Source organism: Streptomyces sp. NPDC020983, from assembly GCF_044333485.1.
GTDB lineage: Bacteria > Actinomycetota > Actinomycetes > Streptomycetales > Streptomycetaceae > Actinacidiphila.
Genome location: NZ_JBIRRA010000002.1, coordinates 235,646 through 256,504, shown reverse-complemented (window position 1 = coordinate 256,504; position 20,859 = coordinate 235,646). Strand labels below are relative to the sequence as shown.

The 20,859-nt window shown below is 76.6% G+C and carries 21 protein-coding genes and 1 pseudogene; 10 read left to right on the top strand and 12 right to left on the bottom strand.

Annotated features, from left to right (window positions below; all coding sequences use genetic code 11):
• Positions 1-13: 13 nt before the first annotated feature.
• Positions 14-1,708 (bottom strand): acyltransferase domain-containing protein, encoded by a 1,695-nt coding sequence (locus ACH4SE_RS04585; protein ID WP_398541809.1) that lies wholly within the window; start codon positions 1,706-1,708, stop codon positions 14-16.
• 734 nt (positions 1,709-2,442) lie between these two features.
• Here ACH4SE_RS04585 and ACH4SE_RS04580 point away from each other — a divergent pair.
• Complete coding sequence (locus ACH4SE_RS04580; protein ID WP_398541808.1) at positions 2,443-3,681, top strand: APC family permease; 1,239 nt, start codon at positions 2,443-2,445, stop codon at positions 3,679-3,681.
• A gap of 879 nt (positions 3,682-4,560) precedes the next feature.
• Here the strand turns inward: ACH4SE_RS04580 and ACH4SE_RS04575 are convergent.
• Entirely contained in the window at positions 4,561-5,763 is a 1,203-nt protein-coding gene (locus ACH4SE_RS04575; RefSeq protein ID WP_398541807.1) for an enoyl-[acyl-carrier-protein] reductase FabV, read from the bottom strand.
• A gap of 278 nt (positions 5,764-6,041) precedes the next feature.
• On the opposite strand from ACH4SE_RS04575, the gene ACH4SE_RS04570 reads away from it, so the two are divergent.
• The gene (locus ACH4SE_RS04570) at positions 6,042-6,590 is read left to right on the top strand and encodes a hypothetical protein (RefSeq protein ID WP_398541806.1); all 549 of its coding nucleotides are present in this window, start codon (positions 6,042-6,044) and stop codon (positions 6,588-6,590) included.
• Positions 6,591-6,652: 62 nt separating this feature from the next.
• Here the strand turns inward: ACH4SE_RS04570 and ACH4SE_RS04565 are convergent, their stop codons facing one another.
• Together ACH4SE_RS04565 and ACH4SE_RS04560 are read right to left on the bottom strand one after the other, a co-directional pair.
• Positions 6,653-7,309, bottom strand: a complete 657-nt coding sequence (locus ACH4SE_RS04565) for a hypothetical protein (protein ID WP_398541805.1) — start codon at positions 7,307-7,309, stop codon at positions 6,653-6,655.
• Positions 7,310-7,394: 85 nt separating this feature from the next.
• Positions 7,395-8,261: a hypothetical protein gene (locus ACH4SE_RS04560; protein ID WP_398541804.1), complete on the bottom strand. Its 867-nt coding sequence runs from the start codon at positions 8,259-8,261 to the stop codon at positions 7,395-7,397.
• A 251-nt stretch (positions 8,262-8,512) separates the two neighbouring features.
• Between ACH4SE_RS04560 and ACH4SE_RS04555 the strand changes: the two genes are divergently transcribed.
• The 3 genes from ACH4SE_RS04555 (at position 8,513) to ACH4SE_RS04545 (ending at position 10,382) form a co-directional block, all read left to right on the top strand.
• On the top strand, positions 8,513-9,220 hold the full coding sequence (locus ACH4SE_RS04555; RefSeq protein ID WP_398541803.1) for an N-acyl homoserine lactonase family protein: 708 nt from the start codon (positions 8,513-8,515) through the stop codon (positions 9,218-9,220).
• A 125-nt stretch (positions 9,221-9,345) separates the two neighbouring features.
• Complete coding sequence (locus tag ACH4SE_RS04550) at positions 9,346-9,825, top strand: DinB family protein (RefSeq protein WP_398541802.1); 480 nt, start codon at positions 9,346-9,348, stop codon at positions 9,823-9,825.
• A 98-nt stretch (positions 9,826-9,923) separates the two neighbouring features.
• On the top strand, positions 9,924-10,382 hold the full coding sequence (locus ACH4SE_RS04545) for a GNAT family N-acetyltransferase (protein WP_398541801.1): 459 nt from the start codon (positions 9,924-9,926) through the stop codon (positions 10,380-10,382).
• 6 nt (positions 10,383-10,388) lie between these two features.
• Here ACH4SE_RS04545 and ACH4SE_RS04540 read toward each other — a convergent pair whose 3' ends face one another.
• Both ACH4SE_RS04540 and ACH4SE_RS04535 read right to left on the bottom strand, forming a co-directional pair.
• The gene (locus ACH4SE_RS04540) at positions 10,389-11,042 is read right to left on the bottom strand and encodes a DUF4253 domain-containing protein (RefSeq protein ID WP_398541800.1); all 654 of its coding nucleotides are present in this window, start codon (positions 11,040-11,042) and stop codon (positions 10,389-10,391) included.
• A gap of 9 nt (positions 11,043-11,051) precedes the next feature.
• Positions 11,052-11,822: a GNAT family N-acetyltransferase gene (locus ACH4SE_RS04535; protein WP_398541799.1), complete on the bottom strand. Its 771-nt coding sequence runs from the start codon at positions 11,820-11,822 to the stop codon at positions 11,052-11,054.
• A gap of 318 nt (positions 11,823-12,140) precedes the next feature.
• Here ACH4SE_RS04535 and ACH4SE_RS04530 point away from each other — a divergent pair, with 318 nt between their 5' ends.
• Complete coding sequence (locus ACH4SE_RS04530) at positions 12,141-12,596, top strand: pyridoxamine 5'-phosphate oxidase family protein (protein WP_398541798.1); 456 nt, start codon at positions 12,141-12,143, stop codon at positions 12,594-12,596.
• On the opposite strand, the gene ACH4SE_RS04525 is transcribed toward ACH4SE_RS04530, so the two are convergent.
• Positions 12,547-13,002, bottom strand: a complete 456-nt coding sequence (locus ACH4SE_RS04525) for a VOC family protein (RefSeq protein ID WP_398541797.1) — start codon at positions 13,000-13,002, stop codon at positions 12,547-12,549. The genes ACH4SE_RS04530 and ACH4SE_RS04525 overlap by 50 nt on opposite strands.
• Positions 12,999-13,931, bottom strand: coding sequence for a sigma factor (locus ACH4SE_RS04520; protein WP_398541796.1), 933 nt, complete (start codon positions 13,929-13,931; stop codon positions 12,999-13,001). The genes ACH4SE_RS04525 and ACH4SE_RS04520 overlap by 4 nt, the downstream gene beginning before the upstream one ends.
• A 104-nt stretch (positions 13,932-14,035) precedes the next feature.
• Between ACH4SE_RS04520 and ACH4SE_RS04515 the strand changes: the two genes are divergently transcribed.
• Complete coding sequence (locus ACH4SE_RS04515; protein WP_398541795.1) at positions 14,036-14,428, top strand: VOC family protein; 393 nt, start codon at positions 14,036-14,038, stop codon at positions 14,426-14,428.
• A gap of 251 nt (positions 14,429-14,679) precedes the next feature.
• A pseudogene (locus ACH4SE_RS04510) lies at positions 14,680-14,814 on the top strand (hypothetical protein); the annotation flags it as partial.
• A 343-nt stretch (positions 14,815-15,157) separates the two neighbouring features.
• Here the strand turns inward: ACH4SE_RS04510 and ACH4SE_RS04505 are convergent.
• The 3 genes from ACH4SE_RS04505 to ACH4SE_RS04495 all read right to left on the bottom strand — a co-directional run bounded on the left by ACH4SE_RS04505 (position 15,158) and on the right by ACH4SE_RS04495 (position 17,777).
• Positions 15,158-16,216 (bottom strand): DUF2786 domain-containing protein, encoded by a 1,059-nt coding sequence (locus tag ACH4SE_RS04505; protein WP_398541794.1) that lies wholly within the window; start codon positions 16,214-16,216, stop codon positions 15,158-15,160.
• A 27-nt stretch (positions 16,217-16,243) separates the two neighbouring features.
• On the bottom strand, positions 16,244-17,164 hold the full coding sequence (locus tag ACH4SE_RS04500; protein ID WP_398541793.1) for a M56 family metallopeptidase: 921 nt from the start codon (positions 17,162-17,164) through the stop codon (positions 16,244-16,246).
• A 142-nt stretch (positions 17,165-17,306) separates the two neighbouring features.
• Positions 17,307-17,777, bottom strand: a complete 471-nt coding sequence (locus ACH4SE_RS04495) for a BlaI/MecI/CopY family transcriptional regulator (RefSeq protein WP_398541792.1) — start codon at positions 17,775-17,777, stop codon at positions 17,307-17,309.
• Positions 17,778-17,892: 115 nt separating this feature from the next.
• Here ACH4SE_RS04495 and ACH4SE_RS04490 point away from each other — a divergent pair, with 115 nt between their 5' ends.
• Both ACH4SE_RS04490 and ACH4SE_RS04485 read left to right on the top strand, forming a co-directional pair.
• On the top strand, positions 17,893-18,603 hold the full coding sequence (locus ACH4SE_RS04490) for a DedA family protein (RefSeq protein WP_398541791.1): 711 nt from the start codon (positions 17,893-17,895) through the stop codon (positions 18,601-18,603).
• Entirely contained in the window at positions 18,600-19,193 is a 594-nt protein-coding gene (locus tag ACH4SE_RS04485; protein WP_398541790.1) for a phosphatase PAP2 family protein, read from the top strand. Before ACH4SE_RS04490 ends, ACH4SE_RS04485 begins: the two co-directional genes overlap by 4 nt.
• A gap of 69 nt (positions 19,194-19,262) precedes the next feature.
• Here the strand turns inward: ACH4SE_RS04485 and ACH4SE_RS04480 are convergent, their stop codons facing one another.
• Positions 19,263-20,129: a hypothetical protein gene (locus ACH4SE_RS04480; protein WP_398541789.1), complete on the bottom strand. Its 867-nt coding sequence runs from the start codon at positions 20,127-20,129 to the stop codon at positions 19,263-19,265.
• Between the last annotated feature and the right edge of the window lie 730 nt (positions 20,130-20,859).

The window sequence follows — 20,859 nt, the reverse complement described above, 5'->3', positions numbered from 1 at the left end:
TCCGGCGCTCCGTTCACGCCGCCGAGGCGAGGATCAGGTCGGCGATCTTGCCGAGCGTGTTGTACGCGGCCGGGCGCACGTCCGACGGCCGCGGCGGCAGCCCGTACCGGTCACCGACCCGCACCAGCAGCTCCGTCTGCTTCACCGAGTCGACCCCCAGCTCCGCCTCCAGATCCGTCCCCTCCTCGAACACCTCCGCCGGATACTCCAGCGCCGCCGCGTACACCCCCGCCAGCTCCCGCACCAGCGCGCCCCGGTCGGCCGCGGGCCCGGGAGCGGGATCCGGGGCGGCGGCGGGAGCCGGGGCGGCGCCCGAGGCGAGGATCAGATCGGCGATCCTGCCGAGCGTGTTGTACGCGGCCGGACGCACGTCCGACGGCCGCGGCGGCAGCCCGTACCGCTCGCCGACCCGCACCAGCAGCTCCGTCTGCTTCACCGAGTCGACCCCCAGCTCCGCCTCCAGATCCGTCCCCTCCTCGAACACCTCCGCCGGATACTCCAGCGCCGCCGCGTACATCCCGGCCAGCTCCCGCACCAGCGCGCCCCGGTCGGCCGCGGGCCCGGCGGGGGACGTGTGCTCGTCGTACGCCCGGCGGACGAACGCGCGCACCTCGTCCGCCCGTCCGCGCCAGAACGCCGCGAAATCGGCCGCCGGTACGTCCGCGAGCAGGGCCGCGTGCACCGGATCCGCCTGGTCCCCCTCCCGGGCGGCGGGCGGGATCGCGCCGAGGGCGGCGAGGCGGTCGAGGGCGCTGCGCAGCGCGGCCGCGCCGCCCGCCTCCGGCAGCAGGGCAGGAAGGGCCACCGCGGGCTGCTCGGCGACCCGCCCGACGATCCTCGACAGCGCGTCCAGCGCCCCGCATTCCACGAAGACGCCCACCCCGCTGCCGCGCACCTCGCGCACCGCGTCCGCGAACCGCACCCGGCGCGTGAAGTGCCCCGCGAGCAGGTCCGTGAGGTCGTCGGTGTCCTCGTACGCCCGGCCCAGGATCGGCGAGTGGACGGCGATCTCCAGCGGGCGCTGCTCGACGTCCCGGATGCGCGCCGCGAACGCCTCCGCCGCCGCACCCAGCAGCGGACTGTGGAAGGCGTAGGGCGACTTCAGCCGCGCGAAGTCGATCCGCAGCACCGCCGCCAGCCGCGCCACCGTGTCCAGCGTCACCGCCCGCCCCGACAGCACCGTCTGCGCCGCGTGGTTCTCGACGGCCACGCCCGTCAGGGGGTCCCCCACCACGTCCACGAGCTGCTGCGCGCGCTCGGGCCCGGTGCTCAGCGCCGCCATGTACGCCTTCTCACCCGGCCCCGCCTCCCGCAGCGCCAGTCCCCGGTGGCACACGATCCGCGCCCCCTCCGCCACCGTGAACGCCCCCGCGGCCACCAGCGCCGCGATCTCCCCCAGGCTGTGCCCCACCAGCACCCCGGGCCGCAGCCCGCGGGAACGCAGCACGGCGTACGTCGCGACGGACGCCGTGTAGATCGCGAGCTGCAGCGTGTCCGGCGCCTCCGCCAGCCACTGCGCCGGCTCCGGCGTCCGCTCCGCGAACAGCGCGTCCGCGGCCGCACCGCCCAGCAGCGGACGCGCGGCGTCCCCGACGTCCCTGAGGACGGGATCGACGACCGCCGGGAACGCCTCCCGCAGATCCGCCAGCGCGCGCCCGTACAGTGCGCCCTGGCCCGGGAAGAGGGCGGCGATGGATGTTTTCGGCATGGTTCTGACGTCCCCCGTACTCGTTTCATGATGGAGCGCTTGCGTTTTTTCGTGGGCCCGGAAAATTCGGGCAGGGAAATGCTGGGCATTTCTCCCGGTAATCGCGCGGGCGCACGGCTTTTGTTGCGGGGCGCGCTAAAGCAGCGCGGCCATCTCGCTTCTTCCGCGCGGCGACGCGCGGGGTGAGGGTGCGGCGCGGTGCCCGGGCTCCGGTTCTGCGGTGCGCGCCGGTGGTCCGCGCCGTTACGCGCCTGGCGTGCGCGTGGCGTGCCGTGCGCGCTTCATGCGCGGGCGGGCGCCCCCCGCTCTGGGCGTGCGGTGCTGGGCGCTGCGTTTTCTCCTGCTCGGCAGTAGGGCCCGACGAGGCGTCGGGCGGGCGCTCAAATCGGCATAGGGTGCCGCGCTCACGTTCTTTCCCCCGTATCGCTGTGTGCCGGGTCGGCACAACGGCTCATACGCGTTCAGCCTAGGAAGGCGTATCGGAAAAAGTCAAGACGGCCCAGAAATTCCCCTGTTTTACCATCGCGCCGCTTTTCTGTTTTTCCTATTTACCGCTCCTTGGCGGATACGGGCGCCTGCACACCGGGCGCGGGCCCGCGGGCCCGGCGCTGCGGGGGCCCCTCGCTGACCGGCGGGACCCGGGCCGCAAGCCCGTGTTCACCTGCGGGTGGGAGCATGCGCGCGTGACACGCGAAAGATCAGATGCCCCGGCCGCTCCCGGCGGGGAAGTCCTCATGCGGCGGTTGGGAGTCGGCGACGCCGTCGTCGTCGGGCTCGGAGCGATGATCGGCGCCGGCGTCTTCAGCGCGTTCGCCCCCGCCGCGGCCGCGGCGGGCAGCGGCATGCTCGGGGCGCTCGCGATCGCCGCGGTCGTGGCGTACTGCAACGCCACCTCCTCCGCCCGGCTCGCCGCGAGGCATCCGCAGTCGGGCGGGACGTACGTCTACGGGCGGGAGCGACTCGGGCCGTTCTGGGGCTACCTCGCCGGGTGGAGCTTCGTCGCCGGCAAGACGGCGTCCTGCGCGGCGATGGCACTGACGGTCGGGCACTACGCGTGGCCGGGCCAGGCGCGGGCCACCGCCGTGGGGGCGGTCGTCGCGCTCACCGCCGTCAACTGCCTGGGCGTCCGCAAGGCGGCGTGGCTCACCCGCCTCATCGTGGCCGTCACGCTCGGCGTCCTCGCCGCGTGCGTCGTGGCCGGCCTGAGCAGCGGGCACGCCGACGCCGGACGCCTCGCCTGGGACGCGGGCGGCGCCGGCGCCTCGCCCCGCGGCCTGCTCCAGGCCGCGGGCCTGCTCTTCTTCGCCTTCGCCGGCTACGCCCGCATCGCCACCCTGGGCGAGGAGGTCCGGGACCCGGCCCGCACGATCCCCCGGGCGATCCCGCTCGCGCTCGCCGTCACCCTCGTCGTGTACGCGGCCGTCGCGGTGACCCTGCTCGCCGTCCTGGGCCCGCACGCCCTCGCACACTCCACGGCACCGGTCGCCGACACCGTACGGGCGGCGGGCGCGCCCGGCCTCGTACCCGTCGCCCGTGCGGGCGCCGCCGTCGCCGCGCTCGGCTCGCTGCTCGCACTGCTGCTCGGGGTGTCCCGCACGACCCTGGCCATGGCGCGCGACCGCCATCTCCCGCCCGTCCTCGCACGGTTGAACGGCGACGCGCCGCTGCGCGCGGAAATCGCGGTCGGCGCCCTCGCCACGGTCCTCACCGCGACGACGGACCTGCGCGGCGTCATCGGCTTCTCGTCCTTCGGCGTGCTCCTGTACTACGCGATCGCGAACGCCAGCGCCCTGCGCCTCTCCCCCGCCGAGCGCCGCCCGCCCCTCGCCGTACCCGTCGTGGGGCTCGCGGGCTGCGCGGCCCTGGCGTTCAGCATGCCGCTGCCGTCCGTCCTGGCGGGCCTCGCCGTCACGGCGGCGGGTGCGGCACTGTACGCCGTCCGCGCCCGCCGCCGTCGCGGCGGGCCGCGCTGAGCGCGGTGCCCCCCTCCGGCACCGCCGCTCCACCCCGCCGCCCGCAGGCCCCGGCAGAGACCTGTCACCTTCCTAGACGCATTCACCCCCCGGGTCCGTTACACCTCCCCTCACGGTGGCCGTCACCGTGGGGGTTTCCCCACACCTGACGCCGCCCGGCCGCCGGCGCGTTTGCGGCTCCCTGCCGCGGGGGTTTCCCGCGCCTGGCGCCGCCCGGTCGCCGGTGCAGGGCGGCTGACCCGCCGCCGGAGTGCCCGCCCGGGGGTGCGTGGCGGCTGACCCGCCGCCGGGGTGCCCGCGCCTGGCGGCGCGCCGCTTCGGGCGGTGCCCGGTTGCCGGTACGTGGGCGGCTGCCCCGCCGCCGGAGTGCGCGCGCCTGGCGGCGCGCCGCTCCGGGCGGTGCCCGATTGCCGGTACGTGGGCGGCTGCCCCGCCGCGGGGGTTTCCCGCGCCTGGCGGCGCGGGGTGTTCCCACCCCCACCACCCGTGCAGATACGACGTCGGCTGACGGTCCACCTGTGGGGCGCATTCGCCGTCGGGGGCGAACCGCAGTCCCCGGACAACCTTCACCCCCACCGGCAGGCAGCCGCCCACGAGACACCGGGAGGGGGACGATCCGGGGGTGCCCCCGCAGGAATGCGCACCCACTCCCTCAACGCCTATGTCATGACGTCAGACGCGCATTCCGAGGAGGTACCCCCGGAGTGGCACCCGACCCCAACCACGCACAGGACGCGCGATGCCCCGCCGGATGACCCCAGGGGCGCGAGGAACTGCGCGACCAGCCCCCACCCACAGAAGATCGCGCGCACGACCGCAACAGGCACCCCGCAGCGCAAAAGACCCGCGGAGCACCCCGCGACCAGCCCCCCGCCCCGGCTACGGCCTGCGCGGCGGCCAGGCGACGGAGGTCTCGACGGGGGCGGCGTAGTCGACGCCGGGGACGTCCCAGCCGTACAGGGCGCGGAACTGGGCGTAGAACCACGCCGCCCCGGCGGGATCCGCGGCGACGGCGGCCGCCGGGTCGGACCACAGCTCCAGGACCCGGGCCTGGACGGCCGGATCCACTTCCCAGCCGTCCAGCCGGATGCGGTCCTGGTCGTCGAGGTTGAGGGCGGTCGTGTCCGTCAGCTGGGCCCACAGGTCGACGGCCTGGTCGGCGGTGGTGCGCCAGCCACGCTCGCCGAGGGCCTCGCGCAGCAGCGAGGTGTAGAGGGCGACGGACGGGATCGCGGTCGAGGCCTGCGTGACGGCCGCGCCCGCGACGACGGTGAACGCCCGCCCCCGGCCGGGCAGCACGTCCGCCTGGAGCCGCCGCGCGGTCGCCTCCAGGTCCTCCTTCGCGGCGCCGATCGTGCCCTGCCGGTAGACGGGTGCGGTGATCGGGGAGCCGACGTACGACAGGGCGACGGTGGTGAAGCCTTCGCCGAGCAGGTTCTCGTCCGCGAGCGCGCGCACCCACAGCTCCCAGTCCTCGCCGCCCATCACCTTGACGGTCGCGGCCCGTTCGGCGTCCGTCGCGGCCGTCAGGTGGACGCTGCCGATCTGCGGGGTGCCGTCCTCGAAGAGCAGCGCGGGCGAGGTGAAGTCGCCGCCGATCGGCTTGATGACCGAGTGGTGGATCTCGCCGGTGGCCGGGTCGGTACGGCGTGGCGCCGCCAGCGAGTAGACCAGGTGGTCGACGGGCCCGTACCGCTCGGTGAGGAGTTTCAGCACCTCGGCGCGGGTGCCGTCCGCGTGGGCGTCCCCGTTGAGGAAGCTGATGTCGCCGCCGGAGGCGCTGGCCAGCTCCGCCATGGCGGCGGTGCGGTACCACCCGGCGGAGGCGGTGCGCCGCTCCGTCCCGGCGTTCTCGAACGCGACCCCGATCCCGCGCACCCCGTGCCGCCGCAGTCCCGCGAGCAGCACGGCCATCCCGTACCCGCCGCTGGCGCCGAGCACCAGCACCACGGGCGCCCGCCCCTCGTGCGGCTCGGGCGGGATCGCCTCCCAGACCTGCCGCACGCTCGCGGCGCATCCGGCCGGGTGCGCGTTGACGATCAGGTAGCCGCGCTGCTTGGGGGTGATCTGCTGCTGTCCCATGCGGTGTCCTCCGGAGGTCGCGGGCGGTGGGGTGGCCGGACGCCCGGCCGGCCGGTGGGGCGCGCCTGCCCGGCGGGCCGGGTGTTTTGTCCGTTTTCCGTGATCGTAACCGGGGCGCCGACCGGGTTGGTGCGGGCGCGGCACGGACGCGGCGTGGCGGACTCGCCGGCGAAGGTCCTGGCGGGGGCCGTGTCGGGCGGGGTGACCGCACGAGGGGCGTCGCTACGATGGCCGGTCGGGTCCGCGCGGGGCGGACGCCGAAGGGTGGTGTGCGGGCGATGCGGGACGACGTCGAGGATTTCGCGCGGGTGGCCGGGGTGCGGCCGATGACCGGGCAGGCCCTGCCCTGGGAGCCGGCGACGCGGGCGGTCGGTGTCGAATTCCCCGCGGACTACCGGGCGTTCGTGGACGCCTTCGGGCCCGGCGAGCTGTACGCGCGGCTCGCGGTGGGCACGCCGGGGCCGCTGCGGGACGGCTCCGACGGCACCGTCGCCCTGCGCGCGTACCTCGCGGACGCGACGACGCTGTGCGACGCGCTGCGCGGGCTGCGGCTCGAATACCCCGACGCCTTCCCGTACCCCTTCCACCCCGAGCCGGGCGGCCTGCTGCCGTGGGGGGGCGGTATCGGCGGCGAGCAGCTCTTCTGGCTGCCCCGGGCGGGCGGCACGCCGGAGGAGTGGCCGGTGGTGGTGTGGGACAAGGCGCAGTGGCGCGAGTACCCGCCGGGGATGGTGACGATGATGCGGCTGGCCGCGTCGGGCGCCGACGACTTCCTGCGGGCGCTCTTCTACGACGCGGACGCCCCCGTCTGGACGCCCCGCGACTGAGCCCGGGCAACGCACCCGCCCCCGTGCGGGAGGGGGCGGGCCGGGCGGGAGGGCGGGACCGGTCAGACGAAGTAGGAGAGGTTCACGAAGAAGGCGACGTAGGCGATGGCGAGCACCACCATGAGGGTGGTGAACCACACGAAGTGCACCTGGCGCCACGGCACCTTGGCGCCGGGGAAGCGGGCGTGGAACTGCGACCAGTTCACCGTTCCGTCCTGCCTGACCGGTGCCTGGGCCGGCGGGCCGGTCAGCCGGCCGAGCAGCCGGCGCAGGGGCTCCTCCTCCCACAGACGGGTGTCGAGGACCAGGGGCGTGTCGTCCGCCGAGGTGATCACCAGGCGGTCCTTGTGCCCGTCGACGGGTATGCGCACCTGGTGCAGGCCGGTCACGTCGGATTCCAGGGTGTGCAGCACGAGGTGCCCCCAGCGGTCGCGGACGCTCAGGACACCGTCCTCCAGGACGATCACGGCCTTCGCCCGGCGCAGCGCCAGCCCCCCGGCGAACCACACCAGGGGGACGACGACGGCGAGGACGCCGACGATCATGCCCGGCAGGCCCGCCCCGGACGCGTTGCCGCTGCCGTGGGCCAGCTCCTGCCCGAGACGCGCCGTCCCCAGCGCGAGGACCGAGGAGCTGCCGAGGAGCGGGGCCTTGTAGACCCTGTTGTCGGCCCTGACCTTGAGCGACACGGACGGAGATTCCGTCAACTCTGCTGACATTTGCCGATGGTGGCACCGCGTACGGCCGGCCGGTGCGGATTTGACCAGAACGCGACCTGGGCGCGGCCGCCGCGACGGAGGCGTGTCAGCGTCCGGCGGGATCCGCCGCCCGGCGGATCCCGGCCAGCAGCCGCCGGAGGACGGCGGAGCGGTCGCTGTCGGGCGGCAGGCGCAGGAGGCAGGCCTCCAGTTGCGCGACGTGATCCACCCGCATGCGGCCCGCGCCCGCCGTGCCGACGACGGCGAGGATCGCGTGGAAGCCCCAGTACTGGTTGAACGCGATCGCCCCGTCGTCCAGCACCGCCTGCGTCAGCTGGTCCAGGTACCCCCCGTCCGGACGGGCGTACAGCCGGGCGTAGGCGGCCAGCCGGATACCCGGGGCCGCGGAGGCGAGCGCGGCCCCGACGCCGAAGTCGTCCTGCCGGCGGGTGGCGGTCACCAGGTCGGCGAAGATCTGCTCCATGCGGTCCGTACGCGCGGGGCTGCGCGGTGCGTGCTCGCGCAGGCTCGCGTACTCCTCCGCCAGGCGTTCGACGGCCCCGGATCCGCGGGACCCGGCGGAGGTGTCGGTGAAGGCCCCGGGGGCCGCGGTGTCCTCGCCGCCCCTCGTCACCAGGGCGATCCGCGCGGTGCGCGACGCGTCGTCCGCCGTGCGCCCCGCCTGGGCCGAGCGCTCCTCGGCCGCCTCGACGCGTTCGGCGAGCTGCCGGTACTGGAGTTTCGTCCCGCCGGGCAGCTCGATGCTGTCGAACAGCTCGCCCAGCCACGGCACGACGGCCACGGCGAGCAGCACCACCGTGACCCCGTCGATCCTGAGGCCGGGCCGGACCATGTGCACGATCGCAGCCGCGACGGCGGCGCAGGCGATGACGGTGGCGATCACGTCCCGCCTGCGGTTGCGCCCCCGCTCCCGTCGCCGTTCCGGCCCCGCCCCCTGCGCTCCGTCTGCCACGCGGACCACCCTGGCAGACGCCCCCCGCCCGCGCGAGCGGATCCGGCTCGCTCCCCGTCGCCGCCGGTGGGGCGGCCGCGGGTGGTGCCGGTGGCCGGGCGGCCGCGGGTGGTGCCGGTGGCCGGGCGGCCGCCGGGTCTCCGGTCCGCGGTGAGCGGCCCCTCCGCGTGCGGCCGCGGACGGCCGCGGACGGCCGCGCCGCCGGCGCCCTCCGCCGGGCGACGCGGCAAGGGCCGTGCCAGGATGGGCGGATGGGGAAGAACGTGGCCGTACGGCGGCTCGACCTCGGGTACTTCGTCCGGCCCGCCTCCGAGACGGGCGGCCCGCAGCCGCGGGTGGAGCCCGTGCTCGCGTACCTCGTCCGGCACGAGGACGGGCTCATCCTCTTCGACACCGGCATGGGCGACGCGGGCCCGGAGACCGAGGCGCACTACCGGCCCCGGCGGCGGGCCCTGCCGGAGGCCCTGGCGGCGGCCGGGGCCGGGCTCGACGACATCTCGCTCGTCGTGAACTGCCATCTGCACTTCGACCACTGCGGCGGCAATCCGCTGCTGGCCCGGCGGCCGGTGCTGGTCCAGGACGTCGAGCTGGCCACCGCCCGGCGCGGCGGCCACACCGTGGACGCCCTGGTCGACTTCCCGGGCGTGACGTACGAGGAGCTGGAGGGCGAGGCGGAGATCCGCCCGGGGGTGTGGGTCGTCCCGACGCCCGGCCACACCGCGGGGCACCAGTCGCTGGTGCTCCGGCAGGACGACGGCACGGTGGTCCTCGCCGGGCAGGCGTACGACTTCGCCTCCTCCTTCGCCGCCGACCAGCTCGCCCGCCAGGCCGGCCGGGACGGCGTGGAGCAGCCCCTCCCCGGCTACGCCCCCTGGCTGGACCGCCTCGCCGACTTCGACCCGCGGCGCGTCCTGTTCGCGCACGACTGCTCGGTCTGGGAGCCGTCGCACACGCGCTGAGCGGACGGGCGGCGGGCTGCCGCCGTGTACGGCGGGAGACGGGGTGCCGGGCGGGCGGCCGGGCTGCCGCGTCCTAGGATCGTCGCGGTCGCCGCGGGGGCCCGCGGCATGAGGGGAGAACGGGAATGAACGCGTTCGACGTGCCGCTGGACGACGAGCGCACGCAGCTCGACGCGTTCGTCGAGGACTACCGCAGAGCGATCGAGGCGACCCTCGACGGGCTGACCGAGGAGCAGGCGCGGCGCAGGCTCGTGCCGTCGGCGACGACGCTGCTGGGGCTGCTCAAGCACGTGACGTGGATGCAGCGGGTGTGGTTCGAGGAGTGCGTGGGCGGCACCCCGCGGCGCGAACTCGGCCTGGCCCTGGGGCCGGACGAGTCCTTCCGGCTCGACGACGGCGACACGGTCGCGTCCGTGACGGCTGCCCACCGCGAGGCCTGCGCGACGGCCCGCGCGATCGTCGCCGGCCTGCCGCTGGACACGCCCGCCACCGGCCACCGCATGGGACCGCGCACGCTGCGCTGGGTGTACCTCCAGGTGCTGCGCGAGCTCGCCCACCACTGCGGGCACGCCGACATCCTGCGCGAGCAGGTCCTCGCGGGCTGAGCCCGTCCGGGCCCGGACGCGGGGGTACGGGCGCGGCCGTGCGGGCCTGCGGATCGACAGCCCGCGCGAGCATGGCAAGGGAAGGGAAGGGCAGGGACATGGATACGGACATCGTTCCCGCGACGGTCGCGGACCTCCACCAGGTCCTCGCCGACCACCACCGCTACTGGGGCGAACGCGACCTGCGCGCCCTCCACCTCACCGCCCTGGTGCGGGAGTTCCCCGGCACCTGCCTCACGGCCCGCGCCGCGGACGGCATCCGCGGCTACCTCGTCGGCTTCGTCACCCCGGACGGCACCGGTTACGTCCACCTCGTCGCCACCCGCGACGACGCCCGTGGCACGGGCCTCGGCCGCCGCCTCTGGGCCGCCTTCGCCACGGCGGCCGAGGCGCGCGGCGCCCGCCGGCTCAAGGCGGTCACCTCGCCGGGCAACACCGGCTCGATCGCCTTCCACCGCAGCCTCGGCTTCACCGCCGAGACCGTTGCCGACCACGACGGGCCGGGGGTCCCCCGCGTCGTCTTCCGGCGCGGGCTGCCCTTCGGCGCGGACGCGTAGCGCGGCTCAGTCCCACCAGAAGCGCCATGTGCGGGCGGCCACCAGCTGGTTGGCGGCGTATTCGCGGAGGGCCGCGTCGCCGTCCCGGAGGACCGTGTCGCAGGAGAAGGCGAAGTGCTCGGCCGCGACGCGCTCCGCCTCGGGGGGTGTGCGGGGCGGGGCGGCGACGGAGAGGATCAGCGTCTCGTGGTCCAGGCCCACCAGGCGGGTGCCGAAGCGCTCCTCCCAGGAGGTCAGGACAGCGGTCAACTCGGCCGCCCCGTAAGGGAAGAGGCCTGTGAGGCCGCGGCGGGCGAGCAGATCCGCGGTCTCGGCGGCGCGGTGGGGGCGGCCGAGCGCGAAGGCGGGGCGGGTGGCGGCGATCCCCCGCGCCGCGTCGCGCGCGTACTCCGCCAGGCGGCGCTGCTCGGCCGCCCGGACGTCGGCGAGCACGCGCGCCGCCAGTTCGTCCGGGTCGGCGCCCCAGGGGCGTTCCCGCCCCGCGGCCAGGCCCGGCCAGGCCGCGCCGAAGGGGGCGACGGCCTCCTCGTGGGAGCCGGCTTCACCGGAGAGGGCGGGGACGGCACGGACCCGCAGGTCCGTGCCGTCCCCGGCCGCCGCCCGCGCCGCGTACGCCGCCCACCGCCCGGCCAGCACCCGCTCCGCCGTCGTCTCGTTCACGGGCGGAGGCTAGCGGACGCCGGTGCCCTCCGGGAGGGAGACGTAGAGGCGGGTGCCGGCGGGGCGGAAACCGGTACGGACGTACACGCGCCGGGCGTCCGGACCGGAGGACTCCAGCCACACGCTGGACGCGCCGCGCGCGAACAGGGCCGCGGCCAGGGCGGCGGTCACCGCGGCGGCGATGCCGCGGCCACGGTGGGCGGGGCGCGTGCCGAGGCCCGCGAGCTCGGCGGTGCCCGCGGCGGGGGCCGAGCAGGAGCCGCCGCCCGCGCACTCCGTGCCGCCGGGCAGGCGCACGAAGCGGACCGCACCGCCCGACTCCTGCGTGCGCCGCAGGCGCCGCGCCCCCTCGGGGGAGGGCGGGAACGCGCCGCCGAACGCCTCCGCGAGCGCCGCGTCGACCGCGGCGAAGTCCGCGTCCGTGGACGGGGTCTCGACGTGCACGCCGGAGGCCGGGACGGCCAGCGTGCGCGGCGTGCACACGAGGTAGTCGTGCACGGCCTCGGTGCGGAATCCCGCCGCCCGCAGGGCCGTCGCGACCGCGGGCGCCGCCTGCGGCACGAACTCCAGCCGCGGCAGCAGCCCGCGCTCGCGGAAGGCCGCGACCAGGGCGGCGACGTCCCGCGCGGACGGCTCGGCCCCGGGCAGCGGGGTGGCGTAGTTGACGTAGGGGCTGTCGGTGCCGGGGTCGAACCCCGCGACGAAACCGCCGGCTTCGACGGCCGCGGGGCGGCGGCGCAGGTGGGTGACGGCGAACTGCTGGACCTGGGTGTCGTCCATGGTGACGGGTGACCTCACGGATCGTGCGCGCTGTGCTGCGCGGGAAGGCAGGGCAGGAACGCGTCGCAGTACGCGGCACGGGCGCGGAAGGGTCCGGGGCCGTGGGTACGCGTACGCGCGCAGGGTGTGCTGCCGCCGTCGCGGGGTGCTGCGCTCCGTGCTCAGCGCGCGCGGCGGCCGGTGCGGCTCGCCGGGTCCATTGGCGTTCGGTCCTTGCCGTGGGGAGGTCGGGGAAGTGCGCCGCTCACCCTCGCACGGGCCCGCAGGGTCGTCAACAGGGGGAAGGGCGTTGTCAGTGCCCCCTGCGAGACTGCGGGCATGGCGACATGGCAGCGGTTCGAGGAAGAGGCGGCCGAGCTGGCGGCAGCCGTCCGCGTCCGGTTCGGGGCGGGCCGGACACATGTGCTGGCCACCCTGCGGCGGGACGGTTCGCCGCGCGTGAGCGGTACGGAGGTCGACTTCCGCGGCCCCGACCTGTCGTTCGGCTCGATGCTGAACGCGGTCAAGGCGCGGGATCTGCTCCGCGACGGGCGGTGCGCGATACACGCCCACCCGTACGGGGACGGGGACGGGGACGCGAAGGTCGCCGGGGTGGCGGTGGAGGTCGCCGGCACCGAGCGGGCGACGTACACCACCGGCAGCGAACCCCCCGGCGGCTTCCACGCCTTCCGGCTGGACCTGCACGAGGCCGTCCTCACCCAGGTGGTGGGCGAGGAGCTGGTCATCAGCGTGTGGCGCCCGGGGCGCGGGGTCCGGGTCCACCGCCGGAAGTGAACCGCGTGTCCTCGACGAAGCGGAGCATGTTGCCCGACGGGTCGAGGAACGCGCAGTCGCGCAGCCCGTCGCTCCGGTCGGCGGGCTCGCGCATCACCTCGGCCCCCGCCGCGACGAGGTGCCCGAAGACGGCGTCGCAGTCGCCGGTCCGGAAGGCGACCCGGGCTAGCAGTCCGTCGGCCGTCAGGGCGTCGACGACCCGGCGGTCGTGCACGGCGACTCCCCCGTCCGCGCCGGGCGGCACGAGGCGTATCCGGACGTCCGGCTGCGCCGGCGGGACGACGCTCACCGCGCCGCCGGGCCCGCCGTCCCCGCGCACGCCGAAGCCGAGCACGCCCCCGTAGAAGTCGAGCGCCTCGGCGAGGTCGCGCACGGCCAGCTCCGCCCCCGCGAACCACACGTTCACACGCCGCTCCCGGTGGCCCGCGGCGACCGGCCGCGGCCGACCGCCGCCTCCGGCTCGCCCGCGCGCGGGGCGGGCAGGAAGACGACCTCGGCCTCCGCGAGCCGCCGCTCGCCCGTGTCGATGCCGATACGCGTGATCAGCCCGTCCTCCACCGTGAAGTCGAAGACCGCCCGCGCCCGGCCGCGGTGCGACCAGACGGCCGCCGGGACGCCGTCGACCAGGGCCGGACGGGCCGCCTGGGCGCGGCCCGTGAAGAAGGCCGCGACCGCGTCCGCGCCGCGCAGCTCGCCCACCACCACGTCCGGGTCGAGGACGTCGAGGAGCGCGCCGAAATCCCCGCCCCTGGCCGCGGCCAGGAACGCCGCGACGACCTCCCGCTCGGCGGGGTGCGCGGGCCGCGCCCGGTCCCCGGCCGCACCGCGCACCCGGCGGCGGGCCCGGCTGGCGAGCTGGCGGGCCGCCGCCGGGGAGCGGTCGATGGCGGCGCCGATCTCGTCGAAGGGCACGGCGAAGACGTCGTGCAGCACGAACGCCAGCCGTTCGACGGGGCGCAGCGTGTCCAGCACCACCATCAGCGCGACGCCGACGGAATCGGCCAGCAGCGCCTCCTCCTCCGGGTCGGCCCCGCCCGTCCCGGGCAGCGGCCGCGGCGGCTCCCGGGGTTCGGGCGGCATCGCCCCCGCCGCGTCCTCGGGGCGGGCACGGCGCGCCTCGAGCATGCCGAGGCACACCCGGGCCACGATCGTGGTCAGCCAGCCGCCCGGGTTCTCCACGCTGCCGGTGTCGGCCCGGCTGACCCGCAGCCACGCCTCCTGCACCGCGTCCTCGGCCTCGCTCGCCGACCCGAGCATCCGGTGGGCCATCCTCCTCAGCCGCACCTGGTGCTCGGCGAACCGCTCGCTCACCCAGGACTGCTCCGCCGTCCCCATCCCGTCACGTCCTTCCGGCTCCGCCTGTCATACCGGTATGACCGGCGCGACCGCGCCGACGTGACGGGCCCGGCCCGTACCACCACCATCACCGGGAGAGAACCGTGCCACTGCACATGAGCGCCCTCATGCTGGGCGTCCGGGACCTGGACCGCGCGAAGAAGTTCTACGCCGAGGGTCTGGGCTGCGCCGTCGACAAGGACACCCGCCACTTCGTCTCCTTCCGGCTCGGCGAGGGCGCACCGCAGCTCGCCCTCTACGAGTGGGAGGCCGCGGCGGCGGACGCGGGCGTCCCCTCCGCGGGGTCCGGATTCCGTGGGGCGTCCTTCCACGTCAGCCCGGGCACCAGGGCGGAGGTGGACGAACTCGTCCGCGCCGCCGCCGAGGCGGGCGGCAGCGTGGTCAGGGAGCCCGCCGAAGCACAGTGGGGCGGCTACTTCGGTTACTTCAGCGACCCCGACGGCTACCTCTGGAAGGTCACGACGTACGCCTCCTGAGCGTCTTCCGCAGCCCGCGGCCCGGACGCGCACGCCGGCGCGCGTCCGGGCCGGCGGGAACGGGAGCGCCCGGCGCGGGACGGAACGGCGGACCCGGAGGACGCCCGGCCCGGCACGGAACGGCGGACCCGGAGGACGCCCGGCCCGGCACGGAACGGCGGACCCGGAGGACGCCCGGCGCGTCCGGGCCGGCGGACCCGGAGGCGAGGGACGAAGCGCACTTCCGGGCGCGCGTGGAGCCGCCGGAGCCGATGCGGGGGCTGGAGGTCCCCGGGGAGGTCGTGACGGCGCTCGGCGCGGGCAGGCGGCCGCGGGCCGCCGTCACCGTGGGCGGCCGCACGTGGACGAGCCGCGTCGCGGTCGTGCGCGGCCGCTGCCTGCCGGGCTTCAGCCGGGCCGGCCGGAGGGCCGCGGGCGCGGCGACCGGCGGCGAGGTCGAGGCTTCGCTCGTCCTGGCCGCCGAACCCCGCCGGTCACCGTGCCCCCCGACCTCGCCCGCGCCCTGGACGCGGACCCGGCGGCCCGCGCCGCGTACGACCGCCTCTGCCCGGCGGCAGGCGCAGGCACGTGGCGGCGGTCGAGGGCGCGAAGAGGCCGGGGACGCGGGCGCGTCGCGTCGCGCGGGTCCTGGCCGCGCTGCTGGAGGGCTGACGCCCCGGGGCGTCGGGACCGGCCGCTGCCGCGCAGGACCGCGCGATCAGCCCTGCGGGACGCCGGGCGCGCCCGGTGTCACCGGCCGCCGCGCAGGTTCGCACGGTCGGCCGCGGACTCGCCCTCCGACCAGCCCGCCGCGTCCCGGGCGCGCAGCCGGGAGGTCGTCGTGGACGGGAAGAGGCGGCGGGTGGTGTCCTCCACCGCGAGGGCGCGGGACGCCAGTGCCGGGAGCAACTCGGGGGCGGACGCGGCGCCCGCCGACTCCTCCGCCTCGGTCGCGGCCGTCAGGCGGGCGCGGACACGGGACGCGTAGGCGATGAGGAAGGACTCGCGGAAGTCGCGGGAGCGGGAGACACGGCCCGCGTGGAGGGCGCGGTCGGCCTGCACGAGCAGCGAGGTGTAGAGCATCTCGGCGGCGTCCAGGTCGGCGGTGTGGCCGACGACGGTCGCGAAGCCGTAGTCCGACGACCACACGGACCGGCAGCGGTTCGCCTCCGCGACGGCGTCCAGCAGCAGTGCCTTCGCGCCCTCGTACGGCCGGTCCACCCCGATCCGCCGCGTCCCCGGCCCCTCGCCGGCCGCCGCGCCGAGCAGCGCCGCGTCGATGCTGTGCCGCGCCATGAGGTGCTGCGCCTTCGCCGACAGCGCCTCGGCCTCCTCCGGGAAGCCGGTCGACTCCGCCTTCGCGAGCAGTGCCCGGATGCGGGCGAGCATCTTCCCCGTCCCCGGGGCCGCCGCCCCCGGCCCCGGCGGCTGGAGCGCGGGCAGGCGCGGCAGCCGCCCGTACAGCCGGAGCAGTTCGACGCACACGGCGGCGGCGGAGAACCGGTCGAGCTTCTCCCCGCGCGCGAAGCCGGTCATGACGCCGGGCGCGGTGCCGCAGGAGCCGCCGGGCGCGGTGGTCAGCGCCGCCGCCAGCCGCTCGTGCCGGGCGCCCAGCTCGCGCGCGGCCATCCGTACGAGATCCGGCGGCTCCCAGCCGCGCCGGGCGCAGCCGCCGACGACCTCGGCCGCGCGGCGCCCGGCGGCGCCGTCCCAGTCCTCCTCGGCCGCGAGCACGGACGCGGCCGCGTCCACCTCGTCCTCACCGCCCCCGAGGGCCCGTGCGTACGCCGCCGCGAATACGTCCTCCACCGGGACATTGTCCCCGAGCAGGCCGGCTCAGCCGGTGTGCTCCCCCTGGGCGGCCTCGATGGAGCCGTGGAAGTCGTGGGCGGCCTCCAGGGCGCAGGCGGCGGAGAGGGCCAGGCAGGCGGCGAGGGCGGTGGCGACCGTCCTGGGGGCGCGGCAGGCGCGGGGGTGGGCCAGGAGGGCGGCGACGCGGCGGGGGACGGGGCCCGCGGCCGCGGGGAGGGCCGTACGGGGGCGGGCCGTGGTGGGGCGGGCGGCCAGCGCGGCGCGGCCGATGGCCCGGGCGGCGACCCGGCGGTCGCCCACGGCGGCGGCCGCGGACTCGTCGGCCCAGCGTTCGAGGGCGTAGGACAGCGGCGCCCGCAGCGTCCGCAGCGCGGGGTGGCAGGCGGCGGCGAAGGCGAGGGCGGTCAGGAAGCGGTGGTGGCGCCCCGCGAGGTGGGCCCGCTCGTGGGCGAGCAGCACCTCGCGCTCCGCCGGGTCGAGCGCCCGCAGCATGCCCGTCGTGACGACGACCCGCCCCGGGCGCCCGGGCAGCGCGTAGGCGTCGGGGCCGTCGTCCTCCAGCACCGTGAGGTCCCCGCCCGCAGGCCCGGCGGCTTCGGCGGCGCGCCGTGCCCGCAGGGCGGTCCGCACGCGCTGCCGGTACGTACGCGCCAGCGCCGCCCCGACCGCGCCGAGCAGCCCGGCGGCGACGCACGCGGCGGGCACCGTCACCTCGTCCCCCACGACCGGCAGCACGAGGTGCCCGAGCGCCGCCACGGGCGGCAGCCGCAGCGCCCCCGCCCCGGCGAGCAGCGCGAGCGCGGCCGTGCTGCACGCGGCGAGCGCGACCGCCGATCCGGCGAGCAGCCAGGCGGCGGCGCGCGGCGCCACCGCCTCCGCGAGCCGCCGGGCGGCGGGCGCGGCGAGCAGCGGCAGCACGAGCGGCAGCCAGACGGCGTAGTTCACCGGACCTCACCTCCACCGCTGCGGCGCGCGCGGCGCGGCGGAACGGCCCCGGGCAGACGCCCCGGCCGCACGACACGCCCGGCGCCGCACGGAACCGCGCAGGAGTCGGCCCCGCCCGCGCGGTGGCCGGGGAGCGGGCGGCTCACGCGTCCCCGCCCGGTGCGTCGGAGGATCCGGCCTGCGCCAGCAGCTCGCGCAGGAGGCGCTCGTCGGCCGGGTCGAGTTCGGAGACGAAGCGGGCCAGGACGGTGCCGCGCTGACCCGCGGCGGACTTGTCGAGCTCGGAGCGCATGCGGCGGGCGGCCAGGCCCGGCGGGTCCTGTGCGGGCAGGTAGGCGTAGCCGCGGCCGGCGCGGGTGCGGCTGACGGCGCCCTTGTCGTGGAGACGGGCGAGGATCGTCGTGACGGTCGTCCGGGCGAGGTCGGCGCCGAGCGCGGCCACGAGATCGCGCTGCACGTCGGCGGGGGTCAGTGCGCGGCCGTCGGCCGCCCACAGCGCGGCGAGCACGCTCGCCTCCAGCTCACCCGACGGTCGGCGGGCCGCGGCCGCCTGCGCCTCGCGGGGTTCGGGGGACTCGTCACGAGCCCCGCGGACCCCATACGCCTCCGGCATGGAATCGCTCCTTCCCGCTCGTTTCGTCTACAGTTCTGTAGACCGACTACTCGACTGTAGACGTCGGGGCGCCGCACCGCGCCCCGGAACCCCATTATGGGAGGGCGCCCCCGTCATGCTCCTGCCGATCACCGCGCCGGGCCCGCACGAGGCCGGCGGCGCCCTCGCCGTCAACGTCCTCGACGCCACCTCCCTGCTCTCCTCCTTCGGCGCCCTCGGCATCGCGGTCGTCCTCTTCGCCGAGACGGGCCTGCTCGTCGGCTTCTTCCTCCCCGGCGACTCCCTGCTCTTCACCGCGGGCCTGCTGTGCGCCTCCGGCGGCTCCGGCGTCCACCTCACCCTGTGGCAGGTGCTCCTCGCCGCCGTCGCGGGCGCGCTGCTCGGCGCGCAGACCGGTTACGCCCTCGGGCGGCGCGCGGGCCCCGCGCTCCTCGCCCGGACCAGAAACCGCCGGCTGCACGAGGGCGCCGCCCGCGCCGCCGAACTGCTCGACCGCTACGGGCACGCCAAGGCCGTCGTCCTGGCGCGCTTCGTGCCCGTCGTCCGCACCGTCCTCAACCCGCTCGCCGGCGCGCTCGGCGTACCCGCCCGCACGTTCGCCGTCTGGCAGGTCGCGGGCGGCGCGGTGTGGAGCGCCGGGCTCGTCCTCGGCGGCTACGCGCTCGGCTCGTCGGTACCGCACGTCGACACCTACCTGCTGCCGATCGTCGCCGTGATCGTCGTCGTCTCACTCGCGCCGCTCGCCCGCGAGGTGCTGCGCGGGCGCCGCGCCGCCGCCGACCCGCCCGCGGGGACCCCCGCCCGGCCGTCCCGGGAGGACGTGTGACCGCCACCTTCGACGCCGGGCTCTACCGCTGGGTCGTCGGCCTCGCCCACCGCACCCCGGCACCGCTCGACGACCTCGTCCGCCTCTTCAGCGACTACGGGATCGCCGTCTTCGCCGCGCTGATGCTCACCGTGTGGTGGCGGGCGCGGGCCGACGACGACCGGCGGATGGCGGCCGCGCTGTGCGTACCGCTCGTCGTCATCGCCGTCTTCCTCGTCAACGACGGCCTGAAGTCGCTCGTCGCCGAACAGCGGCCCTGCCGGACCCTGCACGTCGCGGCGACCGTCGAGACCTGTCCCGGGCTCGGCGACTACGCCTTCCCGAGCAACCACTCCGCCCTCGCCGCGGCCTGCGCCGTCGCACTGCTGCTCGCCCGGCGCCGGGCCGGGCTCGCCGCCGTGCCCGTCGCACTGCTCATGGCCGCGTCCCGGGTGTGGATCGGCGTCCACTACCCGCACGACGTCCTCGCCGCGCTCGCACTGGGCGCACTCCTCGCGTGGCCGCTCGCCCTCGCCTCCCGCCGCGCCGCCCCCCTCGTCGCCCGGCTGCGGGCGACCCGGTGGCGGGCGCTGGTCGGCGCGCCCGGATAGGGCCCAGGGACGGCGGTCCCGCCCCCGGACCCGGTCGGCGGGGCCCGGGGCGGGGCCGCCCTGTCGCCCTCAGTAGCGGTCGAGGATCGTCTGCGTCTTGAGGATGTCGCCGTGGTAGAGCCAGCCGTGCGCGTCGGCCACGGAGACGGCGTCGGCGTGCAACCGGGCGGCGTCGGCGTAGTCGTCCACCTTGAACGAGACCTCGACGACGTACTCCGTACCCGTACCCGCCGCGTCCCTCACCGGCAGCACCTCGATGCTCGCGTCGTCCGAGGACTCCCAGGCGCCCTCCCACACCTGCGAGGTGACGGGACCGTGCGCGACCGACGACCGGAGCGTGTCCTTGCCCCAGTTCGACGACTTCCAGTCCTCCAGCTTGCCCGGGATCTCGTTCACCAGCCACGACAGGCCCGTGCTCGCGGAGGGCATCGACGTGCCGGAGTAGCCGCTGCCGCTGTGGCTCTTCTCGTCGCTGAAGCTCAGCGTCTGCTTGGAGTAGCCCCAGTCCACCTCGGCGTCGTAGTTGCCGTCGCTGCTGTCGAACCCCGCGGCGTTCGCGGCGTCGAGAGCCGCATCGATGTCACCCCCGGTCACCGGGAAGCGCTTCTTGTACGACTCCTCGAAGTCCTTGCCGGACTTGTGGCGCAGCCGTACGTCCCAGCCCTCGGCGTTCAGGGCCAGCCCGGAGGTGTCGAAATACTCGTAGGAACGGGCCTTGGGCGAACCGGAGATCCCGAACGCGGACTTCACCGCCGAGATCGGGGCGTGCGAGGAGTCCAGGGCGGAGGACGTGAGGTCGATCTTGACCTCGTAGGTCGGGACCGCGTTGGACGCGGCGCTCGCCGGCGCCGCCGGCGCCACCGCGGCTCCGCCGGCGAGGGCGAGCAACGTCACGAGCAGGCGCCCGCGGCGGGCGCGGGGGGAAGAGGTGGCCATGCCCGCACTGTGCCGCCCCCCGGCGAGCGGCGCCTTTCCGCCGGGCGCCCCCGGCATGAACGCCCGGTTTCCCCCCGGCGCCACGCCCTGACGGCGCCATGCCCTGGCGGTGCCATGCCCTGACGGTGCCACTTGCGGTGGAGCTTGCGGCTGCCCCGCCGCGGGGGACGCGCTTCGGGCGGTGCCCGCCCGGGGTGGGGCTTGCGGCTGCCCCGCCGCGGGGGACGCGCTTCGGGCGGTGCCCGCCCGGGGTGGGCTTGCGGCTACCCGCCGCGGTGGTGCCCGCGCCTGGCGGCGCGCCGCTTCGGGCGGTGCCCGCCCGGGGTGCGTTGGCGGCTGTCGCGCCGCGGTGGTGCCCGCGCCTGGCGGCGCGGGGTGTTCCCACCCCCACCACCCGTGCAGATTCGACGTCGGCTGACGGTCCACCTGTGGGGCGCATTCGCCGTCGGGGGCGAACCGCAGTCCCCGAACTACGTTCACCCCCACCGGTAGGCAGCCGCCACACCGGGCCGGGAGGGGGACGATCCGGGGGTGCCCCCGCAGGAATGCGCACCCCCTCCCCGCCACCTACCGGAAGAGGTCAGACGCGCATTCCGAGGAGGTACCCCCGGAGTGGCACCCGACCCCAACCACGCACCGAGTGCGCGATGCCCCGCCGGATGACCCCGGGGGCGCGAGGAACGGCGCGAGCAACCACCCACCGGCAGAACGGCGAACCGCCCACCCCAAG

Coding starts and splice junctions, on each gene's coding strand:
- ACH4SE_RS04585 (WP_398541809.1), bottom strand. CDS start 1,708: ATGCCGAAAACATCCATCGCCGCCCTCTTCCCGGGCCAGGGCGCACTG.
- ACH4SE_RS04580 (WP_398541808.1), top strand. CDS start 2,443: ATGCGGCGGTTGGGAGTCGGCGACGCCGTCGTCGTCGGGCTCGGAGCG.
- ACH4SE_RS04575 (WP_398541807.1), bottom strand. CDS start 5,763: ATGGGACAGCAGCAGATCACCCCCAAGCAGCGCGGCTACCTGATCGTC.
- ACH4SE_RS04570 (WP_398541806.1), top strand. CDS start 6,042: ATGCGGGACGACGTCGAGGATTTCGCGCGGGTGGCCGGGGTGCGGCCG.
- ACH4SE_RS04565 (WP_398541805.1), bottom strand. CDS start 7,309: ATGTCAGCAGAGTTGACGGAATCTCCGTCCGTGTCGCTCAAGGTCAGG.
- ACH4SE_RS04555 (WP_398541803.1), top strand. CDS start 8,513: ATGGGGAAGAACGTGGCCGTACGGCGGCTCGACCTCGGGTACTTCGTC.
- ACH4SE_RS04550 (WP_398541802.1), top strand. CDS start 9,346: ATGAACGCGTTCGACGTGCCGCTGGACGACGAGCGCACGCAGCTCGAC.
- ACH4SE_RS04545 (WP_398541801.1), top strand. CDS start 9,924: ATGGATACGGACATCGTTCCCGCGACGGTCGCGGACCTCCACCAGGTC.
- ACH4SE_RS04535 (WP_398541799.1), bottom strand. CDS start 11,822: ATGGACGACACCCAGGTCCAGCAGTTCGCCGTCACCCACCTGCGCCGC.
- ACH4SE_RS04530 (WP_398541798.1), top strand. CDS start 12,141: ATGGCGACATGGCAGCGGTTCGAGGAAGAGGCGGCCGAGCTGGCGGCA.
- ACH4SE_RS04520 (WP_398541796.1), bottom strand. CDS start 13,931: ATGGGGACGGCGGAGCAGTCCTGGGTGAGCGAGCGGTTCGCCGAGCAC.
- ACH4SE_RS04495 (WP_398541792.1), bottom strand. CDS start 17,777: ATGCCGGAGGCGTATGGGGTCCGCGGGGCTCGTGACGAGTCCCCCGAA.
- ACH4SE_RS04490 (WP_398541791.1), top strand. CDS start 17,893: ATGCTCCTGCCGATCACCGCGCCGGGCCCGCACGAGGCCGGCGGCGCC.
- ACH4SE_RS04480 (WP_398541789.1), bottom strand. CDS start 20,129: ATGGCCACCTCTTCCCCCCGCGCCCGCCGCGGGCGCCTGCTCGTGACG.